The following is a 19,635-nucleotide window of genomic DNA, read 5'->3' as shown; positions in this document are numbered from 1 at the left end:
TGCGGCGGCGGCGCAGCCCGCTTGCTTCACATTGACTCGACCCAGTAGTTTGGATTCCAGTCTCGGTCGCGAGCTGCAGTTCCCAGTGACGCTGTGAACGCTCCTCCCAGATGAACTGCTCCGCTCCACGGCTTGTCGACCTGAGGAAATAACAATGACGTTCGCCCTGCACCGCCCGGCTCGCCTGACCGTCGCGGCTCTCGGCCTCGGGACTCTCATCGCAGGGATCGGTCTTGTATCTGCTGCGGCGCCCGCGCACGCGGCGTCGGTCAATGTGACTACGCAGGCGGACGACTCCGACTCCGCTGGTTGCTCCAGCGGCTTGCTCGACCCCGGCCCCGATGGCCTCTGGAGCCTCCGCGAAGCCGTCTGCTTCGCCAATGCGACTGGCGGACCCGACACGATCGCGCTGCCCGCGGGCGTGTACACGCTGAACGCACCGCTCGAGATCACGGGGGACGTATCGATCAGCGGCGCAGGGATGAACGCAACGACCATCGACGCCTCGGCGACGCAGAAGGCAATTGAAGCGTACTCGTTTGTAGGCAGCATGGAACTGGGCCTCGACCAGCTCACGATCGTCGGCGGCAACGCCGCCGGCGGGTTCGCCGACGGCGGCGGTATCAGCACGTTCTTCGTGGACACTTTCCTCAACAACGTGAGGGTCACCGGCGGCACCGCGGCGAGCGGCGGCGGCATCGCGTCTATCTATGGCAGTCTCACCGTGCTGGACTCTATCGTCGACGGAAACACCGCGAGTGATTTCGGCGGAGGAGTCTTCGTCGTAGGCGAGCTCTACATGCAGCGCACCACCGTGTCGGGCAATGGCGCTCAGACGGGCGGAGGGCTCGTGCTCGAATCGAACGGCCCGGATGTCTCGACGATCGAGCAGTCGACGCTCTCGGGCAACACCGCGAGCGGCAACGGCGGAGGCATAGCGCTTCCGCCCACCCACCAGGGCCAGACCATCGTCACCGACACCACGATCGTCGGCAACACTGCGGCGGGCAGCGGAGGCGCGGTGCACTCAGCGGGCAGCGCCGTTGGAGAACTTCTGCTCACGAGCACCACCGTCACCGGGAACACCGCAGCGGCAGGCGGTGGCATCGCCCAGAGCTCGGGGACCGTGATCGTGCAGCACTCGATCGTCGCCGAAAACACTGGCGGCGACCTGTCCGGCGCGGCCGGCGGTGCCGGAAACATCGTCGGCGTCGCCGGCGGCACGGTCGTCGACGGGGCGAATGGCAACCGGGCCGGCACCTCGGGTGCCCCGCTGGACCCGCAACTGCGCGAGCTCGGATCGTTCGGCGGTCCGACCGAGACCCGGGTCCCGCTGCCAAGCAGCCCCGCCATTGACACCGCCCTCTCCTGCGGCGCCATCGATCAGCGCGGAGAATCACGACTGGGGGGCGCCGGCTGTGATGTCGGCGCCGTCGAGCTGACTGCGGCACCCGACACCACGATCGTCACCGGTCCTACCTCGCCGATCGCCTCGGGGGACGCGACGTTCTCGCTCTCCGCCTCGGCAGGGACGGGCCCGTACACCTTCGAGTGTGATCTCGGACAGACCGGCATCTTCGAGATCTGCCCGACCGGGCCGACCTTCAGCGGGCTCGTCGATGGCTCCCACACGCTCGCTGTGCGCGCCATCGATGCGCTCGGGGCGACCGATCCGAGCGCATCAGAGTACACCTGGACGGTCGACCTGACCGCTCCGGTGGTGGCTTGGGATTCGGTGTCGCCGGGTACCGCGTCGGGCTCCACCTCGACGTTCGCCTTCTCCGCGACTGACGCCTCCGCGATTGCCGGCTTCGAGTGCTCGCTCGACGGCGCGGCCTTCACGGCCTGCACCTCGCCGGTGACGACGCCCGCTCTCTCGGCAGGCGCGCACAGCTTCCGGGTGCGAGCGAGCGATTCGGTTGGCAACGTGAGCGAGATTGCCGAGCAGTCGTGGACCGTCGCAGCGGCAGCATCGACGGGCGGAAATACACCGAGCGTCGATGAGATCGCGAAGACCGGTGGGGAACGCCCCGATGCCCTGGTGGCGGCGGCTATCGCCCTGTTGTTCGCCGGATCACTGATCCTCGCGACGCGCCTCCGTCGCCGCGCCTGATCGGCTTGTCGCGCCCCTGCACGAAGCTGAGGCTGTCACGGGGAACACCACTTCTGGAATCGGACGCGTGGCGAGAAACCGTCACCGAATCGCGAAGCAGACCCATTCGACACCATTTCAGCGTTGATCTGGGGGCTTGTCCTGACCGCTCGGCGACGGGGTGAGATGGTGATTTCACCCCGTCGCAGGAACACTCTCGGACCTTGTCTCTGAGAGGACTACATCCCAAACATTGGACTGCGTCTGATAAATTTGGGACATGAGTATGAGGAATCTGGGCATGGTTGCCGCAGGCGTCATCGGGGCGCTGCTCGCCTGTTCGGTGTCGGCGGCGGCGCACGCCAACGGCGGCGTCTCTCAGGTGCGTGCCACCGAGGCCGCCGAAGCACCATTTTCGCTGGGCGACGCGGTCGACCTCGGTGATGGGCTCGTCGATATCGCCGAGCCTGAACTCGACGCGCTCCTGGCCGCAGCGGAAGACGCGGAGGGCGCACCCATCCTGGTGGACGGCGACGCGCACCCCACGCTGGGCCTCGCCGAGAACCCGGCACCCGAGCAGGACGCACAGCTGTACGCATTGATTGAGCCCGTGATCGCTGACCACCCGGAGATTGCCTTCCAATCGGTTGACCTCCTGGCCACGGACGTCGACGCGATCCTCGCGGTGGCGACTAGCCGGGCAATGGCACTCGAGGGCGAAATCTCACGCCTGCTTCGGGAGATCAGTTCGGGAGCCCAACAGCTGGACTCGCTGGAAGCGTCACTCAGGGCCGTGCAGGAGTACCGGAGCGACCCAACTGCCGACCTCCTCGCGCGAGCACAGCAGGCGATGCTCAAGGCACACGTGACGGAGGCGTTTACCGGTGGCCCCACCCCCGAGGAGGCGCGCCGGGCCGCGGAACTGGCCATGGAGCAGTTGCGATCGGCCGCAGACGCCCTCACCAGCAGTCAGCAGTTACGTCTGTTGCAGATGCAGACCCTCCTGAGCAAGCACTCCCAGGCGCGCGAACAGATCGGTGCGCTGACCAAGATGCTCCGTGGCGGCAAGACTTCCGTCGTGGGATCCATGCGTTCGACCCCGGTCGCGCTCGGTTCCGCCGAGTGGGACAAGGGCGTGGTTTCCGGGGCCTTCGACCTCTCGCGGGTGGCGGACGGCGATCACCATCTGATCCTGGACTTCGCAGACGCCGGCGTCACCGTCGTCGCCAGTGTCACCGTGTCGCGCAATCCTGCCTTGGCGCCGTCCGCGAACGCGGCGTGGGCATGGAGCCTTGGCGGTGTGGCACTGCTTGCGGCGGCCGCATTCGGCGGCGTGGCACTCTGGCGGCGCCGGACTCGCAAGACTCTCAACTAGGCGAGCACTCGCACTCCCCTGTTTTCTCGGTTGTGATTGACTCTTCGCATCGTGAGCACGTGGTTCCTCATAGATCGAATGCCCACTCCCGATGAGCACCGACGGCTTGCTGAAGCCGTGGGTTGGGGCGTGCCGTACTCGATCGGCTGCTGCTACTCATTGCCGAGCGCGCACCCAGTCCTGCCTCGATGACCCTTTTCGCGTCGACGGCTGGTGAGTCGTTGTACGAGGCGGCAGGGTTCCAGCGCAGCGACATGGTGGGGATGTTCCAAAACATCGGCCCGAGACTATGACCTAGCCGGCGTCGACCACGAACCGTTCAGAAACATCGATACCTTCGCGCTCGACGGCCGCAACTCGAATCCGCCATCCGTTGACATGCGACGACCATGACGCGTTTTCACGAACCTGATCTGCGGTCAGCTCCCGAGCCCACAGCAAACGATATGTGTCGGCATCAAAGAGCAGGAATGTCGCTACTGTGAAATCGAGCGACCGGAACACGGAGAATGCCGTGCTGGACCGAGAGTTGGATCCCCAGGAACAGGCTTTAATCTGCACCCGCCGATTGTCGGAATCAAGAATGTCGAATGCCTTTTCCGAGTTCGGCGCCAGGGCACCGCCGTAGACATGGAACGCCAGATGCTCTGCATAGTCACCCAGCGGGGCATTGTTTGTGCGAATGACACCGCGTTCGCGAAGCTCTACGAGGATGCCGGCATACAAGCGCAGAAGCCCGGAAGTCTTGAGACCCGCAAGCATCCGAGACCGGTCGTGATCAATGTCGCTATCCACAAGGCCAACGTAGCGGACTCGAACAGACACGAAAAAGCCCCCCACGAGTAGAAGCCTCGTGAGGGGCAGTGGCTCCGACCGGCGTCGATCCGGTGACCTTTCGATTTTCAGTCGAACGCTCTACCAACTGAGCTACAGAGCCATTTTGGGCAGTCGCCCGAAACGAAGGAGCCCTCCCGAAGAAGAGCTCCATTCATCTCAGCGACCCTGACGGGACTTGAACCCGCGACCTCCGCCGTGACAGGGCGGCGCGCTAACCAACTGCGCTACAGGGCCATACTCATTATTCAATTGTGGCAGTTTCAGTGACCCCAACGGGATTCGAACCCGTGCTGCCGCCGTGAAAGGGCGGTGTCCTAGGCCACTAAACGATGGGGCCGTGACACTTTCGCGTCATCAACTACCGAGATAAATATTACGGATCCAGCACCATGGGTGCAAATCGAGGCCGAAATACCGAAATCCCTGGCGTGTCGCAGCCGAAACTTCAGCAGTAAAAGGCCTGCTCTAACCGGCGATTGCGCGCTGGACTCGGGAGAGCGGAACGTTCTCGTGCAACATCACTCCAGAACCGGTGCGCTGCTCGAAGGTGAAGCCGAGCTGCCCCTGGGTCAGAATGCCGATCAGGAACGGCTGCGTCGGGTTCCACATAATCCAGGTCAAGCGCCCCTGGGCGTTGGTTCCCAGGAACGTAACCTCAATCTGCTTTCCGCCGATGTTCTCGACGACGGGGACATTGCGGCGCGTGGAGAACGCCGCACCGGGCTGGCGCTCCTGCTGGATCTCGTTCATGGCTTGATCCTATTCCCCCCACCAGATCAGCGCCCGCGAAACGAGCGGCGTCGGGCACCAGCGAAAGCAAGTTTGGCGCTCGATAATCCCAGCTAGTTCACGGCTAGGGGCTGGCTTCTGCATCACCGATCTGCTTATACTCCGAATCCAAAGTCAGTCACTGGGGGGTGAGTGCGGAGAGAGATATGCACGGCGAAGCGGCCCACCTGGGCCGCACCCCTGAACTCTCCTCCGCGGTGGCAACGCTCCTCCCCGCAGGATCGTGCCTGATCGTGACTGGGCCAGCCGGCATCGGGAAGACGCACTTTGCCCGCCAAGCCGCCAGGATCCTGCGCGAAGACGCGCCCGTCGAGGTGGTCCGCATTCGCGGAAGCTGGGGCGCGCGTTCGACGCCGTACCACGCGTTCACCGGCCTGATTCCGGCACTCCTGCACGACGAGTTTCCCACCCCGATTGCGGCGCTCGAGTCGGTGACGGACGTGCTCGTGCGACCGGGCGAGGACGTCCTGCTCATCGCGGACGACGCGCACGAGTACGACGCGGCAAGCCTCGAGCTGTTGGGGGCTCTTGCCGTCGCCCCGGGACTCCGCGTCATCATCACGGCCCGCAGCGTGCCCGGCGATGCACTGTGGCTCCTTGAGCGGCTCGAGCGCGACGGCTACGCCGCCCACCAGCGCCTGGGACCGCTGTCCCTAGCCGAGTCGAGCCAGCTCGCCTGCAGCCTCTTCCAGAGCGAAGCGATCGAGGGGCCGTCCGCGCTGCAACTGCACAGCAAGAGCGGCGGTAATCCGCTCCTCCTCAGCCGCTACGCCGCGGCGCTGTTGCGCAGCGGCGCCATCACCGTCTCTGGCCCGCTCGCCTACTGGAACGGCGCAGCCCCGCTCGCGGGAACGGTCGCAGAGCTCTTCGCCGCTGAGCTGCATCAGCTCAGCCCCGCCGAACGCAGCGCCCTCCTCGCGATCGCACTCGCCGAGCCCATGCCCGAGGCGATCGCCCGCAGACTGTGCGATGCGGAGGCGCTCGACTCGCTCGCCCGCTCGTCGTTCATCACGCTCGCGCACGATCAGAGCGAGCCACGGTTCTCGATCGTGCACCCTCTGATCGCCGAGGCAGTGCGAGACGCAGCGACCCCGGGAGAGCGCGTCAGCGCCGACCTCGCCTTTCTCGACGCACTCCCCCCGGTCATCCCGGAACACGCTCCCGAGCTCGCGCTTCGCTCTGTGGCGATCAGCATCGAGCACGGCCAGCCGATCCGGCTCTCGCTCCTGCGGCGTGCGTTCACCATCGCGTGCGCCGCCGCCGATCGGCCCCTCGCGGTGCGCCTTGCCGACCTGCTGATCGAACATCCGTCGTCCACCCTGTTCGAGCGTCTCGATGCTCGAGCTCGCCGACTGCGCATGATGCGATCGGTCGACCTCAAGCGCTACCGCGCGACCTCGGTGCAGGACGAGCTGCGCTGGACAACACCCCAGCCCGGCGACGACGACGCGCTCCTCATGCGCCGCGTGGCCCTCGCCTTCGCGGTTTTCGATCTCTTGCTGCGACGGGACGACGACCCGGCTCAGGCCCTGCTGGTTGCGCGAACGCTGCACGCCCAGCTGCCGCCGGACGCCCTACCTGTGCACGAGTACTTCGCGCTGAAGCTCACCCCGCGCCTCGGCACCATCGGGCACTTCGACGAGGCGATGACGCTCGACGAGACCCCCCAAGTATCGACGACGAGCCGCGTCTCCCGACTCACCAGCGCGGCCGTGCGCTGCGCGATCTTGGGTCAGCAGGGAAAGGTGAGCCAGGCCCGCGAAATCGCCATCCGCGAGCTGCCGCTGGCCACGTTGCACCTCCCAGACGTGCCCGACGCCGTAGGCGAGCTCTTCGCGAGCTGGTACCTGATTGCCAGCGTTTCCGGCAGGATCCAGACCATCTCGAATCTGCAGCGCAGCCTCGATGCGCATCTCGAGCAGCGCCCGGCGAAGTTCCTCACTGAAGCAGGCTTCTCGGAAATGACTGCAGGGGTGCTCGCCTCGGCGCAGGGGCAGTGGCAGGTCGCGAGTGGCCAGTTCGCGGCGGCGATCGCCCGGCTCGAGATTTCCGATCCCGTCGGGTACCTCGTCAACGTTTCGGCAGCCGCCGCCTTCGCCTACGCGGCGGCAGGGAACTCGGCCGCGGCCCGCGCAGAAATCGAGCGCTGCCTGTCCTTGCCGCTCGGTGAGTCACGCATCGTCGAGGGGATCATTCGCTTCAACCTCGTGCGTGCGAGGTTGTGGCTGGGCGACCGCCAGCTGGCGGCGGCGGGGGCCGGTGAGCTCGCCCAGTGGGCACGCGAGCGCCACTTCTCCCTGGTCGAGCTTCGCGCGCTGCACGTGCAAGTTCTCGCGGGCGAACGCGATCCCGCGTTGCTGGCCCGCGCCGAGATTCTGCGGCCCCAGATCGACGGCAGGATCGCCCCGGCGATCGTCGACCACATCCATGCACTGCACGAACAAGAGCGGCTCTCTGAACACCCCAGCACACGGGCCCTCGCCCGGCTCGGCATCTGGATGCCGCTCCCTGCCGGCACCGACTTGACCGGGCGCGAGCGCGAGATCGCGAACTTCGCCTCGCTCGGGTACTCAAGCAAGTGGATCGGAACGACCCTGCAGATCTCACGGCGCACCGTCGAGACCCACCTCGCTCACCTCTACCTGAAGCTCGGCGTGACCGAGCGCGACTCTCTCGCGGACCGCCTGTGTGAGCTCAGCGAGCAAGCGGAGCTCACGCTCTGGCGGGCCGCCTAGCGGCCGAGGAGACTGCCAGCCACCCAGAGGGTGCCGGAGTGCCCGTCAAGGCCGCCTAGGCCCCTGCAAAGAACGCTGCGGCCGCTCGGGCGAGCCCGTGCAGGTCGTCGACGTGCGCCAGTTCGCGCGCCGAATGCATGGAGAGCAGCGGCACGCCGACGTCCACCGTCCTGATACCAAGTCGGGTCGCGGTGAGCGGACCGATCGTCGTGCCACAGGGCACCTTGTTGTGAGACACGAACTCCTGGACCGGCACTGCCCCGGCTGCGCACACCCGCGCCCAGAGCGCGGCACCGTGGGCGTCGCTCGCGTACCGCTGATTGGCGTTCACCTTCAGGATCGGTCCCGCGCCGGCGCGGGGTCGCACGTCCGGGTCGTGCTTCTCGGGGTAGTTCGGGTGCACCGCGTGCCCAGCATCGGCCGAGAGACACCATGACGCGGCGCGGGCTCGCGCAGCGTCCTCGGTTGTCGCGCCCAGGCCGGCCTGGATGCGGTCGAGCACGTCTTCGAGGAACGGGCCGGCGGCACCGGAACGGCTCTCCGAACCGAGCTCCTCATGGTCAAACACGGCAAGGATCGCGATGGTGTCGGCGGCCGGCGTCGCAAGCGCGAGCGCGATGAGCCCCGCGTAGACCGAGCTGAGGTTGTCGAGGCGTCCCGACGCCAGCAGCTCCCCGGACACACCAATGCGCGCGGGAGCCTGAGTGTCGGCGAGGAAGACGTCCCAGCCGACGATGTCATCCCGCTCAACTCCTGCGGCCGTCGACAGCAGCTCGACCGGGTCGATCTCGCCGATGCCCAGGATCGGCTGTGTGTGCCGCTGCTTGTCGAGCTCGAGCGCGGTGTTGCTCGTGCGATCCAGGTGGATCGCGAGCTGGGGGATGCGCGCAACGGGCGACGTGCGCGCGAGGTGTTCGGATCCGTCGTGCGTCACGAGGCGTCCCGCCAGGCACAGGTCGCGGTCGAGCCACGAGTTGATGAGCGGCCCGCCGTACACCTCGACGCCGGCCTGCGCCCACCCCTCAGCGGTGTGTCCGGGACCCGGCTTCAGCTTGAACGTCGGCGAGTCACTGTGTGCCCCCAGCAGCCGGACCGGCGATGTCGGGCCCACGCCCTCCCCCGCGATCCACGCGATGAGCGCACCATCTCGCCGCACGAAAGACCCCGCCCCGGCCTCAGTGCGCTCCCAATGAGCTCGCTCGTCAACCTCTTCAAAACCCGCGCGCACCAGCAGCCGGGCCGCGGCATCGACGGCGTGGTACGACGAGGGCGATGCCTCGACGAAACCCGCGATCCCCTCGATGTAGTCAGCGATGCCAGGCAGCGCCGCACGCACCGTGTCGGGAGTGATCGGGTGGGAGTTGATCGGCTGGGCAGCACTCGTCTCGCTCATTCCCCCATCCAATCATCTGAACCGCGCGGGCCAGGGAACGCCGGTCCGTCGACCAGCAGACTTACCGCGGAGCCTCACCGCCGAGTCCTTCGGAGCCGATCACCCGGTCAGTGCGGAGTTCCGTCAGCCGCGCGAGCAGCGCGCCCGCCTCGTCCGGGTCGGCCACCCGAAACTCGGCAGCGGACTCCCCCGGCCCGACGCGCACCCCGACGTCGCCGGGCCGGAGCGCCCGGAACCCATCCTCGTCGGTCACGTCGTCGCCGATAAAGAGCACGGGCCCCTCGGGTAGGCGGTCGCGAATCTGGGTCAGGACGGCGCCCTTGTCCGAGTCGCGCACCGCCATCTCGATGACCTCTTTGCCGTGGCGTGTGCGCAATGGGTGCCCCGCATCGGCGAGGCTTCGCGCGATCCGTTCTGCCTCGGTGATCGCCGCGCTGGCCGCCTCGCGGTCAGCGACCCGCCTGGTGTGTACGCCAACCCCGTAGGGTTTGCGCTCGATCTTCAGCCCGTCGATGTGGCCGAGCGCCTGCTCAAGCTGCACCTCGAGCAGGTCGCGCAACACGAATTCCTCTTCGGTCGGCTCGGCCGGATCCCCCGAACCGTCCTCCCAGCGCAGCTCGGCACCGTGCGAACCGGCCAGGATCCTGCCGGTGGTGCGCACGCCGGTCGAGGCGAGACTTTCGAGCGAACGTCCCGAAACAAGAGCGACCCGCACCCCGGGCGCCTCCTGCAGCACCTCGAGCGCGCGCTCAGACCGGGGCAGGATCCTGGCATCCTCTGGCCGAGACACGAGATGCGCGAGCGTGCCATCGAAGTCGAGAGCAATGAGCACCGCGGGGGCCGTCGCGAGGCGCCGCAGCGCCGCATCGATTCCGGTGGGCAAGAAGATCGGCCGGGTCGGTGGCGCCGCCTGAGGTCGCTCGGGACCCGAGACCAACGGGCCGCGAGCGGCGGCGTCGACCGCACGCAGGAACTCGCTCGACCAGCGCAGCACGTCGCTACTGTTCAGGGTGCGCTGCATGACGTGCATGCGGCGGCGCTGCTCCTCTTCAGGCATGTGCAGGGCCTTGAGCAGCCCCGCCTTGAGGCCCTCAATGTCGTGGGGGTTCACAATCACCGCACGCGACAACTCGTCGGCGGCGCCTGCGAACTCGCTCAACACCAGCGCCCCACGACCGTCGGTGCGGCACGCGACATACTCCTTCGCGACGAGGTTCATCCCGTCGCGCAGCGCAGTCACCGCGAGCACGTCCGCCGCGAGATACAGCGCGGCCATCTCCTCGCGCGGGTACCCGCGGTGGAGGTAGACGACCGGGGAGTAGCCAATCGCCCCGTGGTCGCCGTTGATGCGGCTCACGGTCAGCTCGATCTCGTCGCGCAACTGCTGGTAGGCCACGACCCGCTCTCGGCTCGGGCTCGCCACTTGGACGAGCACCGTCTCGCCCGGCTCGAGCGACCCGTCCGCGAGCATCTCGGCGTAGGCCTTGAGCCGGTGCCGGATCCCTTTGGTGTAGTCGAGCCGGTCGACTCCCAAGATGACCCGCTTCGGGTTTCCGAGTTCGGCGCGAATCTCGGCGGCCCGCTGTTGCACCTCGGGACGCTCCGTGAGCTCGACAAACTGCCGCACGTCGATAGAGATCGGAAACTCCTGCGCGACGACGCGGCGAGGCTCCTCACCCGAACCATCCTCCGGCAGCGAGACCACGTTTCCGTGGGCGGGGACACCCAGAATGCGTCGGACGACCGAGCGGAAGTTCGCGGCATCCTGCACCCGCTGAAAGCCGATCAGGTCTGCGCCCAGCAGGCCCTCGAGAATCTGGCGGCGCCACGGGAGCTGCGAGAAGATCCCGTTCGCGGGGAAGGGAATGTGCAGAAAGAACGCGATGACGAGGTCCGGGCGCTTTTCGCGCAGCATCGCCGGGACGAGCTGCAGCTGGTAGTCGTGTATCCAGACGGTCGCGCCGTGTTCGGCGGCGGCAGCAGCCTCGGCGGCGAAGCGCTCGTTGACCTCGCGATACCGTTCCCACCATTCCCGGTGGTACTGCGGCGGAGAGATGACGTCGTGGTAGAGCGGCCAGATCGTATCGTTTGAGAACCCCTCGTAGTACTCCTCGAGGTCTCGAGTGCTGAGCGCGACGGGCTGCAGCGAGAAGCCCCCGGCCTGAAACGGCTCGGTGGCCTCGTCGACGCCGCCAGCCCACCCCACCCAGGTGCAGCCGAGCTCGCGAACGACCGGCTCCATCGCGGTGACGAGCCCGCCGGGCGACGTACGCCAGGTGTCGGGGCCGCCGTCAGGGTCTGCGACGCGGTCCACCGGCAGCCGGTTCGCGACCACGACGAGGGGGCGCGATGGCGACTCCGACTCCTCGGTCTCGTGTGACCAAGTGACCCATTCCGCCGCCATCGCGTCCCCCGCGTCCCGCACTACTTTTCGGTGACCGGGCTCGTGAAGCCGGCCGCGAACTCGGCGAGCAATCTCGCGCCAAAGCCGGTTGAGCCGGCCGAGCGCCAGAGCTCGTCGCGATCGCTCTTCATGGTGCCCGCGATGTCCAGGTGGCCCCACGGGATCCCGTCGACGAACTCGTTCAGGAAGAGCGCCGCGGTGGTCGTGCCCGCGTACTCGCCGCCCATGTTCGAGATGTCGGCCACCTCGGAGTTGAGCTGTTCGCGGTAGTTGTGCTCAAGCGGCAGGCGCCAGATGCCCTCTGCCGTGGCGGCAGCGGCGGCCTCCAGCTGGCCGGCAATCTCGTCGTTGTTCGCGAGCATCGCAGCGGTACGGGTACCGAGGGCTGCCATGGCGGCGCCGGTGAGTGTCGCGATGTCAACGATCGCGTCGGGGCGCTGCGTCTCTTCGGTGGCGAGCACGAGCCCGTCAGCGAGCACGAGGCGGCCCTCGGCGTCGGTGTTCTTCACCTCGACGGTGGTGCCGCCGCGAATGGTGAGCACGTCACCGAGCTTCGTCGCGCTGCCCGACGGCATGTTGTCGGTGCACATCAGCCAGCCCGTGACGGCGGTGGTCGCGCCGAGGTCACGCAGGACGGTCATCGCGGCGAACACCGCGGCGGCACCCATCATGTCGAACTTCATCGCGAGGTGCATGGCGTTCGACGGCTTCAGGCTGATCCCGCCGGAGTCGTACATGATGCCCTTGCCGACAAACGCGAGATGGGCGCTCGCGCCCTCGGGACGGTAGCTGACCTTGATCATGCGCGGCTCTTCGGTGCTGCCGGCGTTGACGCCGAGCAGCCCGCCCGTGCCGAGCGCGATCAGCTGCGCGCGATCGAAGACCTCGACCTCAAGCCCGAACTGCGGGCCGAGACGGGTGGCCACCTCGCCGAACTTCTCGGCGCTCAGGTGACGGGGCGGGGTGTTCGCGAGGTCGCGCGAGATGGTCGTCGCGCGGGCCAGGATCTTGCCGTGCGCCGCGCCGGCCTCTGCCGCGGCCCGGTCGGCCTCGGACACGGTGAGCGACAGCGACTCGAGCGCGACCGTCTTCGGATCGCTCTTCAGCGCGTCATAGCGGTACCGGGCAAGGATCGCGCCCTCGGTTGCGGCGCGCGCGGCGTCTGCGGCATCGGGCGGGAGCGCCCGGAGGTCGACGGCGAGTGCGCCCGATTCACGAGCGGCCCGGGTGAATGCGGCGACGGCATCACGCAGCGCGTCCGCGTTGTCGATCCCGGACCCGGTGCCCACAAGCACGGACACGGGAGTCTTGCCCGACGGCAGCAGCAGGGTCTGGCCCTTCGCCCCGGTGAAGCCCGCTGCGGCGAGCGCCGTGCGGTCGAGGCCCAGGCTCGCGGGGGCCGCGCCCTCGAGCGTAATGAAGACGGCGGCAGCCTGCGCTGCGTCGTCGAGGGTCGAGCCCACGCGAACATCGTGGTTGGCAGCAAGCGAGGGAACCGGCTCAAAGGCCGGATCAATGATGACGGTCATGATTCTCCTTAGTCAGTCCTCACGATACCGGCGCAGAGGTTTCCGCGGGGACCGGGAATAACATTCACGTGAATAGAGTTTTACCCATCATGCACGCATTCGGATTCCTCTCATTTGGCCACTATGGCGACGTCCCCGGCACCGCCACGCGCAGCGCGAGCGACATGATCCTGCAATCGATCGATCTCGCCCAGGGGGCCGACGAGCTCGGCGTGAACGGCGCGTACTTCCGGGTACACCACTTCGCGCGCCAGGCGGCATCCCCGATGCCCCTGCTGAGCGCGATCGCCGCGCGCACGCAGCGCATCGAGGTCGGCACGGGTGTCATCGACCTGCGCTACGAAAACCCGCTGCAGCTCGCCGAGGAGGCGGCGACGCTCGACATCATCGCGGGCGGGCGCATCGCACTCGGCATGAGCCGGGGATCACCCGAGCCGGCGCTGCGCGGCTACGAGGCCTTCGGCTACACCGGCTCGGAGGACCCCCGAGGCGCCGACATCGCCCGCGAGAAGTTCGCCCTGTTCCTCGAAGCGATCGACGGGAACGGGATTGCCCCGGCCGACCCGAAGCAGTATGGCCAGGGCGTCCAGCTGCCCATCGAGCCGCGCTCGGAGACGCTGCGCGATCACATCTGGTGGGGCTCGGCGAGCGCCGCGTCCGCGGAAGACACTGGCCGCCTCGGCCTCAACCTCATGAGCTCAACCCTGCTCACCGAGGCCGACGGGCGCCCCTTCCACGAGCTGCAGTACGAGCAGATCATGGCGTTCCGGGCCGCCTACCGGGCCGCCGGCCATACGGGCGCCCCGCGCGTCTCGGTCAGCCGCAGCGTGTTCCCGCTCATGAATGAGACGGACCACGCCTACTTCGGCCTGCGCGGCCAGGACTCGGGCGACCAGATCGGCATCATCGACGGCATGCGCTCGACATTCGGCAAGACCTACGCGGCCGAGCCCGATGTGCTCATCGAGCAGCTCAAGCGCGACCCCGCCGTGATGGCGGCGGACACGCTCATGCTCACGATTCCTAACCAGCTCGGCCCGGAGTACAACCTCCACGTGCTCGAGTCGTTCGCGAAGCACGTCGCGCCGGGGCTCGGCTGGAAGCCGAACTTCGAGGGACCCGTGCAGGGCGTGGCGGTCTGACCGCATTCTCGATGAGCACGCGTTGCCGGGGTGCGCACCAGCCCACCCCGGCAACTCACCCTCGAGGAATCACCAGGTCGAATCGCCGCGAATCACGACATCACTGCCACCGTCAATGAAGATCACCTGCCCACAGAGGTGACTGTTCTCCACGCTGGTAAGCCAGACGAGCAGGTTTGCGGGCACTTCAGGCCCGGCAAATCCATTGAGCGGCATCGGCACCATAGCGACTTGCGCTCGGCCCTCCTCGGTCGAGAGCAACGGCGCCGTCATCGGCGTCTTGATGACCCCCGGCGCGATGGCGTTGAGCGGGATCGAAGCCCCGGCCCACGCCGCGGTCGCCGCATTCCGGCGAACCCAAATCGCGAACGCCTTCTTGGTCGAGGAATAGATGTGATTCTCAGTTGCGGGATCACTCGCAAGCACGGCGGTCCGCGCGAGGGCCCCCGCTTCGTCGCCAGAGAGCATGAGCTCAACAAGGGTGTCGTCGACGGGAAGAATCGATGCCATCGAGGCGACGCCCACCGCACGCGGGGCGTCGGATCCGGCGAGAAGCGGACGCAGCCCCTCGAGGGTTGCCACCATCCCAAAGTAGTTCACGCCCACGGTCGCGGGAATGGCTGCCGCGAGGCCCGCGATCGCCAGGACGGCGTCGATATTGCCGCCGCTCAGACGAGTTGCTTCGGCTACGAGCGATTCTCGACCGGTCGCTGTCGTCAAGTCCACGTTGATGTCTGCGTCGTGAAGGTCAACGCCGATAACAGTATTCCCCTGCGCTCGCAGCAGTTCCGCAGTGGTCTTGCCGATTCCGCTCGCGGCCCCGGTTACAACATAGGTTCTCGACATGCTGGTCCTTCCCTCGGTGCTGTGCGCCGCGACGTTGCGACTGTCTCAGCATCTCCTATGAGGGCTCCGTGCGGTGAGAAACTTTCGAGGCATTCAGACTGACCGGAATTCCGAGGACTCGCTCGAGTCGGTCACCGGGCGTCGGCGCGCGCTACCTTGGCCCGCGATCCACCGCCTCGATCACCGCGGCGAGCTCGTCGCGGAGCGCCATCAGCCGCTCAATCGGCATGCCAAGCCGGTCGATCACGGCGGGCGGCACATTCAATGCTTGCTCCCGCAGCGCCACGCCCGCCGCGGTAGGCGCGAGCGTGAACGTGCGCTCGTCACCCTCGAGCGGGGCGCGCTCAATCAGGCCCGACTGCTCGAGCCGCTTCACGATGGGTGTCAGCGTGGCAGGATCAAGCCGCAGCATGTCCGCGAGGTCCCGGAAGCGCACCGGCGGCTCTCCCCACAGCGCCAGCATGACGAGATACTGCGGGTGCGTCAGCCCCAGCGGCTCCAAAATCGGCCGATAGATCCCAATCACTCCCCGGCTCGCGACCGCGAGCGCGAAGCAGACCTGTCGATCAAGTTCAAGGGCGTCGATCGGGAGTTTCTCCATAGCTCAATGCTATCTCGTTTGCCCACAAACAAACATGATAGGGTTTTGTTTGTGGGCAAACGAGAGAAGAAGCTACGGCTCTGGCACAGAAGTCCCTACGACGGCGTTCCGGGGGCCTACGCGGCCGTGCAGCGATTTCTGTACCAAATCGAGGGACCCTCGCAGCTCGGAGACCGCAACGAGCCAGCACCCGTCGCTCCGGTAGATCCGAGGTGTCCCGTCTGCACGCAGCCGATGAAGGACCACCGGATCGACCGCGGTGGCCCCGGCCTACCGACGCAGCTGAAGTGCCCGGCACCAAAGCCGCCGAGCACAGAGGGCGCGAACTAGCCCGATAGCGGGTGCACGAGCCGAAACCGCTCGCACACCACCGGCATCTCGGGCTCGAACCCGCGCGGGTTCTCGGAGTGCAGGCGCCAGTAGCGCTCGTGCACCTCGCGCCAGTGCGCGAGCGTGCGATTCCCCTCGCCCTCGGCGTGCGCGTGTTCCGCGGACACCTCGAGGAACGGGACGACCCGGATCTCGGTGGTCTCGATGACGGCCTGCGGCACGCCTGCCCCGTCGAGGATGATGCTCAGCTCACCCTCGGTCGGGAGGGGGTCACCGGTCTCCTCGTAGTCCCAGAGCGATGAGGCAGTACCGGTTTTCGTCCCGGCGAGCACGAGGGCGAGCAGCCCATCGGCTTGCGCTGAGGTTGCGCCAAACGCCCAAGCCTCGGGGGTTTCTTCCGAAAGCTCTGGTCGCTCGGCGCGAATCGCGCGCCAAAACTCTTCGATCGCCGATGACGTGTCCATTCGACTCAGCATACAAATCCGCCCAGCCTCCGAGCTTTTCTTTTGAGCCAGCGCCGGTAGACTCGAACTCGTGAAGATCTAACTCCGCACTGTTTCGCGCCTGAGGCGTCGAAGCTGCCGCGCCCCACATCTCCGCATCCCGCCCCAGGTCGATGCGTCCGAGATCGGCGACGGCGCTCGGCACAGCCCCGCGAGACTCGCTTGCTACCGCGCCCGCTGCGGTGCACTTCGGAGGCTCAGTTGCCACACTCATCTCTCACGCACACCCCCACCCGCCCGCTCGTCATCGACGGCGTGTCGCGCAGCTTCGGCGATCGCCGGGTGCTGAGCGACATCAGTTTCACCGCGTCGCCGGGCGACCGGCTCGCCCTGATTGGCGAGAATGGCACCGGCAAGTCGACCCTGCTGCGCATCGCCGCGGGGCTCGACACCGCCGACGCAGGATCTGTCTCGCGCCCACCGCGCACCGGGATGCTCGCGCAGGAGCTTCCCTTCCCGGCGACCACCCCGGTGCGGGCCGTCCTCGACGACGCCCTGGCCGAGCCGCTCGCGGCCCTCGCGGACATCGAGCGCGCCGCGGCCGGCGTCGCCGCCGATCCCTCGGACGACGCGAGCGCTGAGCTCTACTCGGCCGCGCTCGACCGGGCCGAGCTGCTCGGTGCCTGGCAGATCGAGCCACGGGTCGCCGCCGTGCTCTCCGGGCTCTCACTCGGTGCCGTGCCCCACGACCGCCCCATCGGCGAGCTCTCCGGCGGCGAACGGGTGCGCCTCGCCCTCGCGGCGCTCCTGCTCGCCGCCCCCGACGCCCTGCTGCTCGACGAGCCGAGCAACCACCTGGACGACGCGGCCATCGCGTACCTTGAGAGCGTACTCACCGACTGGCGCGGCCTCGTCGTGTTCGCGAGCCACGACCGCACGCTGATCGACCGGGTCGCGACACGGGTGCTCGACCTCGACCCGCGGGCGCTGCGCTCAACTGAGCTCGCCGATGCGGCGAGCTTCCTTGGGCAGGATCCTGCCGGCGCAGAGCCTGCCGCGAAAGATCAGGGGGCCACCGAGCGGGCGACCACCGATGACCCGGGCGCGGGCATGGGCGTGCGCGTCCACGGCACCCGACCGGGCGGGTACTCCGCCTTGCGCGCCGAGCGGGCCGCCGAGCTGCGCAGGTGGCGCGATCGCTACGCCGCCGAACAGCGCTCGATCGCCGATCTCACGCACGAGATCGAAGTGGGCTCACGCGAGGTGAACCGCAAGCATGAATCGAAATCCGAGTCTCGAATCAGCAAGAAGTTCTACTCCGACAAGGATTCCCGCGTCACGGCCCGGCGCGCACGCAACGCGACGGTACGCCTCGAGACACTCGAGCTGGACCGTGTGCGGCGACCGCCCGAGCCGTTGCGATTTGCGGGGATCGGGGACCCTGACGAGCCGCGGGCGGATACGCCGACGCTGCTTGAAGCCACAGACCTCTCGGTGCACGGCCGGCTCGCGCCCGTCTCGCTGGGGGTTTCGGCGGGTGGGCGGATCCTGATCACCGGACCCAATGGCAGCGGGAAGTCGACGCTGCTGCGCGTCATGGCCGGCGAGCTGGCCGCGGACGGCGGCGTGGTCACTCTGGCTGACGGCATGAGCTGCGCGCTGCTGCACCAGGAGACCACGTTCGTCGACCCGTCCCGCACCGCCGAGGCCTGGTACTTTGCCACGCTGGGAGCAGACCTCGCCGAGGAGCGACCCCTCGCGGGCGCCGGGCTGCTCTCGAGGCGCGATCTCGGTCGACCAGTCGGGCAGCTGAGTATCGGTCAGCAGCGGCGGGTCGCGCTCGCAGCTCTTGTCGCAAGGCCGCCCGAGATCCTGTTGCTCGACGAACCCAGCAACCACCTGTCGCTCGCGCTCGTCGACGAACTCGAGGAGGCGCTCTCGACATTTGCCGGGGCCGTCGTCATCGCGAGCCACGACCGCTGGCTGCGCGAGCGCTGGGCGGGCCACGAGCTGCGCATCTCGCCCGCGCAGCCCGCCGGGTCGGGGCACAGCACGGCTCCCGTACAGTGGATTCGTGACCTTCCTGATGCGGGTCACCAGCCCGTCACCCGCCCCGAGGGAGCCCACCGTTGAACCCAGCAGTCCTCGCGCTCTACCGCGTTCGCGGCGCGATCTTCTTCGCCGCGACGGCCGTGCTGGTCGCGGTGGCCCTCTTCGGGCGCTTCCTCGAAGGTGAGGTCGCCGACGCGATCCTGCTGGGTCTGGTCGTCGCCGGGCTCGCGGGCTGGCTGCTCTGCCTGTTGCTCGCCATGTTTGGCGCGAAGGCCATTCCTCAGCGGGAACGGGTCACGGTGCACTCCCCCGTGAGCGGGCGCTGGCTCGCGATGAACAGCCCCGCGTCTCAGACGCCGAGCCACGGCACGCGCGCCTACGGACAGGCTCACGCCGTCGATCTCGTGTTCGAGCCAGAGGGATACACCCGGCCCGCCTTCGGCACCTGGCCCGCAATGCGCGAGCCGCAGGAGTTCAAGGCCTTCGGCCAGCCCGTGGTCTCGATGGTCGACGGGGTCGTGGTGCGTGCGAGCGACTGGCGCCGCGACCACCGCTCCCGCACGAACCTCATCGCGTTCGCCTACCTGATGGCCGAGGGCGCGGTGCGCGAGCTCGGCGGGCCCGGCTTCGTCGTCGGCAACCACGTCGTGGTTCGCGACGCGAACGGCGACTTCGCGGCGACGGTACACCTGTCTCAGGGCTCGAAGACGGTGAACGTCGGCGATACCGTGCGTGCCGGGGATATTGTGGGCGCCTGCGGCAACTCGGGCAACAGCTCCGAGCCGCACGTGCACGCGCAGCTCATGGACCGCGCCTCGTTCTGGACGGCTCAGGGCGTCCCGTTTGCCTTCTCAGAGATTTCGATCGACGGGCAGGATCCTGCCGACGGGATGCCCCGCAACGGACAGCACCTGACGGCCGGAGAGCCCGAGCCTCGGGCGGAGTAGTTCCGGCGGGTTCCTGACGGGCCCGCATGAAATGTTCGCCGAGACGAACTTTTTCTTCCGCCCCAAGCAGCCCGCAACCAGGCTTCTCCCTCTGCCGCCGAACTTGCTACCGTGGCCAGT

At 67.7% G+C, this 19,635-nt stretch carries 14 protein-coding genes and 3 tRNA genes; 6 read left to right on the top strand and 11 right to left on the bottom strand.

The genetic code is table 11. The features are described 5' to 3' along the window. Positions 1–154 precede the first annotated feature (154 nt). The gene (locus JW030_RS02585; protein WP_188045816.1) at positions 155–2,113 is read left to right on the top strand and encodes a choice-of-anchor Q domain-containing protein; all 1,959 of its coding nucleotides are present in this window, start codon (positions 155–157) and stop codon (positions 2,111–2,113) included. A gap of 259 nt (positions 2,114–2,372) precedes the next feature. Then, on the top strand, positions 2,373–3,467 hold the full coding sequence (locus tag JW030_RS02580) for a hypothetical protein (protein ID WP_188045817.1): 1,095 nt from the start codon (positions 2,373–2,375) through the stop codon (positions 3,465–3,467). Positions 3,468–3,761: 294 nt separating this feature from the next. Here JW030_RS02580 and JW030_RS02575 read toward each other — a convergent pair whose 3' ends face one another. The 5 genes from JW030_RS02575 to JW030_RS02555 all read right to left on the bottom strand — a co-directional run bounded on the left by JW030_RS02575 (position 3,762) and on the right by JW030_RS02555 (position 5,054). Then, positions 3,762–4,262, bottom strand: a complete 501-nt coding sequence (locus JW030_RS02575) for a hypothetical protein (protein ID WP_206348619.1) — start codon at positions 4,260–4,262, stop codon at positions 3,762–3,764. A 69-nt stretch (positions 4,263–4,331) separates the two neighbouring features. Continuing rightward, positions 4,332–4,404 (bottom strand) — tRNA-Phe (locus JW030_RS02570). A gap of 60 nt (positions 4,405–4,464) precedes the next feature. Then, a tRNA-Asp gene (locus JW030_RS02565) sits at positions 4,465–4,538 on the bottom strand. Between the two features lie 30 nt (positions 4,539–4,568). Next, a tRNA-Glu gene (locus tag JW030_RS02560) sits at positions 4,569–4,641 on the bottom strand. A 128-nt stretch (positions 4,642–4,769) separates the two neighbouring features. Continuing rightward, a complete protein-coding gene (locus tag JW030_RS02555) occupies positions 4,770–5,054 on the bottom strand; it encodes a hypothetical protein (protein WP_188045818.1) in 285 nt (94 codons plus the stop codon). 185 nt (positions 5,055–5,239) lie between these two features. Between JW030_RS02555 and JW030_RS02550 the strand changes: the two genes are divergently transcribed. Further along, positions 5,240–7,828: a LuxR C-terminal-related transcriptional regulator gene (locus JW030_RS02550; RefSeq protein ID WP_188045819.1), complete on the top strand. Its 2,589-nt coding sequence runs from the start codon at positions 5,240–5,242 to the stop codon at positions 7,826–7,828. Between the two features lie 55 nt (positions 7,829–7,883). Here the strand turns inward: JW030_RS02550 and JW030_RS02545 are convergent, their stop codons facing one another. The 3 genes from JW030_RS02545 to JW030_RS02535 form a co-directional block, all read right to left on the bottom strand. Then, positions 7,884–9,221 carry a M18 family aminopeptidase gene (locus JW030_RS02545; RefSeq protein WP_188045820.1) on the bottom strand — a complete coding sequence of 446 codons (1,338 nt, stop codon included), beginning with the start codon at positions 9,219–9,221 and terminating at the stop codon, positions 7,884–7,886. Between the two features lie 61 nt (positions 9,222–9,282). Next, positions 9,283–11,646 (bottom strand): bifunctional alpha,alpha-trehalose-phosphate synthase (UDP-forming)/trehalose-phosphatase, encoded by a 2,364-nt coding sequence (locus JW030_RS02540; RefSeq protein WP_370567033.1) that lies wholly within the window; start codon positions 11,644–11,646, stop codon positions 9,283–9,285. After that, on the bottom strand, positions 11,646–13,154 hold the full coding sequence (locus JW030_RS02535; RefSeq protein ID WP_188045821.1) for a M17 family metallopeptidase: 1,509 nt from the start codon (positions 13,152–13,154) through the stop codon (positions 11,646–11,648). Before JW030_RS02535 ends, JW030_RS02540 begins: the two co-directional genes overlap by 1 nt. Before the next feature lie 89 nt (positions 13,155–13,243). Here JW030_RS02535 and JW030_RS02530 point away from each other — a divergent pair, with 89 nt between their 5' ends. Next, positions 13,244–14,296, top strand: a complete 1,053-nt coding sequence (locus tag JW030_RS02530; protein WP_188045822.1) for an LLM class flavin-dependent oxidoreductase — start codon at positions 13,244–13,246, stop codon at positions 14,294–14,296. 69 nt (positions 14,297–14,365) lie between these two features. Here JW030_RS02530 and JW030_RS02525 read toward each other — a convergent pair whose 3' ends face one another. The 3 genes from JW030_RS02525 to JW030_RS02515 form a co-directional block, all read right to left on the bottom strand. Next, complete coding sequence (locus tag JW030_RS02525) at positions 14,366–15,142, bottom strand: SDR family oxidoreductase (protein WP_188045823.1); 777 nt, start codon at positions 15,140–15,142, stop codon at positions 14,366–14,368. A 151-nt stretch (positions 15,143–15,293) separates the two neighbouring features. After that, positions 15,294–15,743: a MarR family winged helix-turn-helix transcriptional regulator gene (locus JW030_RS02520; protein ID WP_188045824.1), complete on the bottom strand. Its 450-nt coding sequence runs from the start codon at positions 15,741–15,743 to the stop codon at positions 15,294–15,296. A 326-nt stretch (positions 15,744–16,069) separates the two neighbouring features. Then, positions 16,070–16,537, bottom strand: coding sequence for an ASCH domain-containing protein (locus JW030_RS02515; protein ID WP_188045825.1), 468 nt, complete (start codon positions 16,535–16,537; stop codon positions 16,070–16,072). 240 nt (positions 16,538–16,777) lie between these two features. Here JW030_RS02515 and JW030_RS02510 point away from each other — a divergent pair, with 240 nt between their 5' ends. Both JW030_RS02510 and JW030_RS02505 read left to right on the top strand, forming a co-directional pair. Beyond that, positions 16,778–18,649, top strand: coding sequence for an ABC-F family ATP-binding cassette domain-containing protein (locus tag JW030_RS02510; protein WP_188045826.1), 1,872 nt, complete (start codon positions 16,778–16,780; stop codon positions 18,647–18,649). Continuing rightward, positions 18,646–19,515 carry a M23 family metallopeptidase gene (locus JW030_RS02505; RefSeq protein ID WP_188045827.1) on the top strand — a complete coding sequence of 290 codons (870 nt, stop codon included), beginning with the start codon at positions 18,646–18,648 and terminating at the stop codon, positions 19,513–19,515. Before JW030_RS02510 ends, JW030_RS02505 begins: the two co-directional genes overlap by 4 nt. The last annotated feature ends 120 nt before the right edge of the window (positions 19,516–19,635 follow it).

Origin of the sequence: Leucobacter sp. CX169 (genome assembly GCF_017161405.1) — a bacterium.
Classification (GTDB): domain Bacteria; phylum Actinomycetota; class Actinomycetes; order Actinomycetales; family Microbacteriaceae; genus Cx-87.
This window is presented reverse-complemented; position numbering and strand designations above follow the sequence as displayed.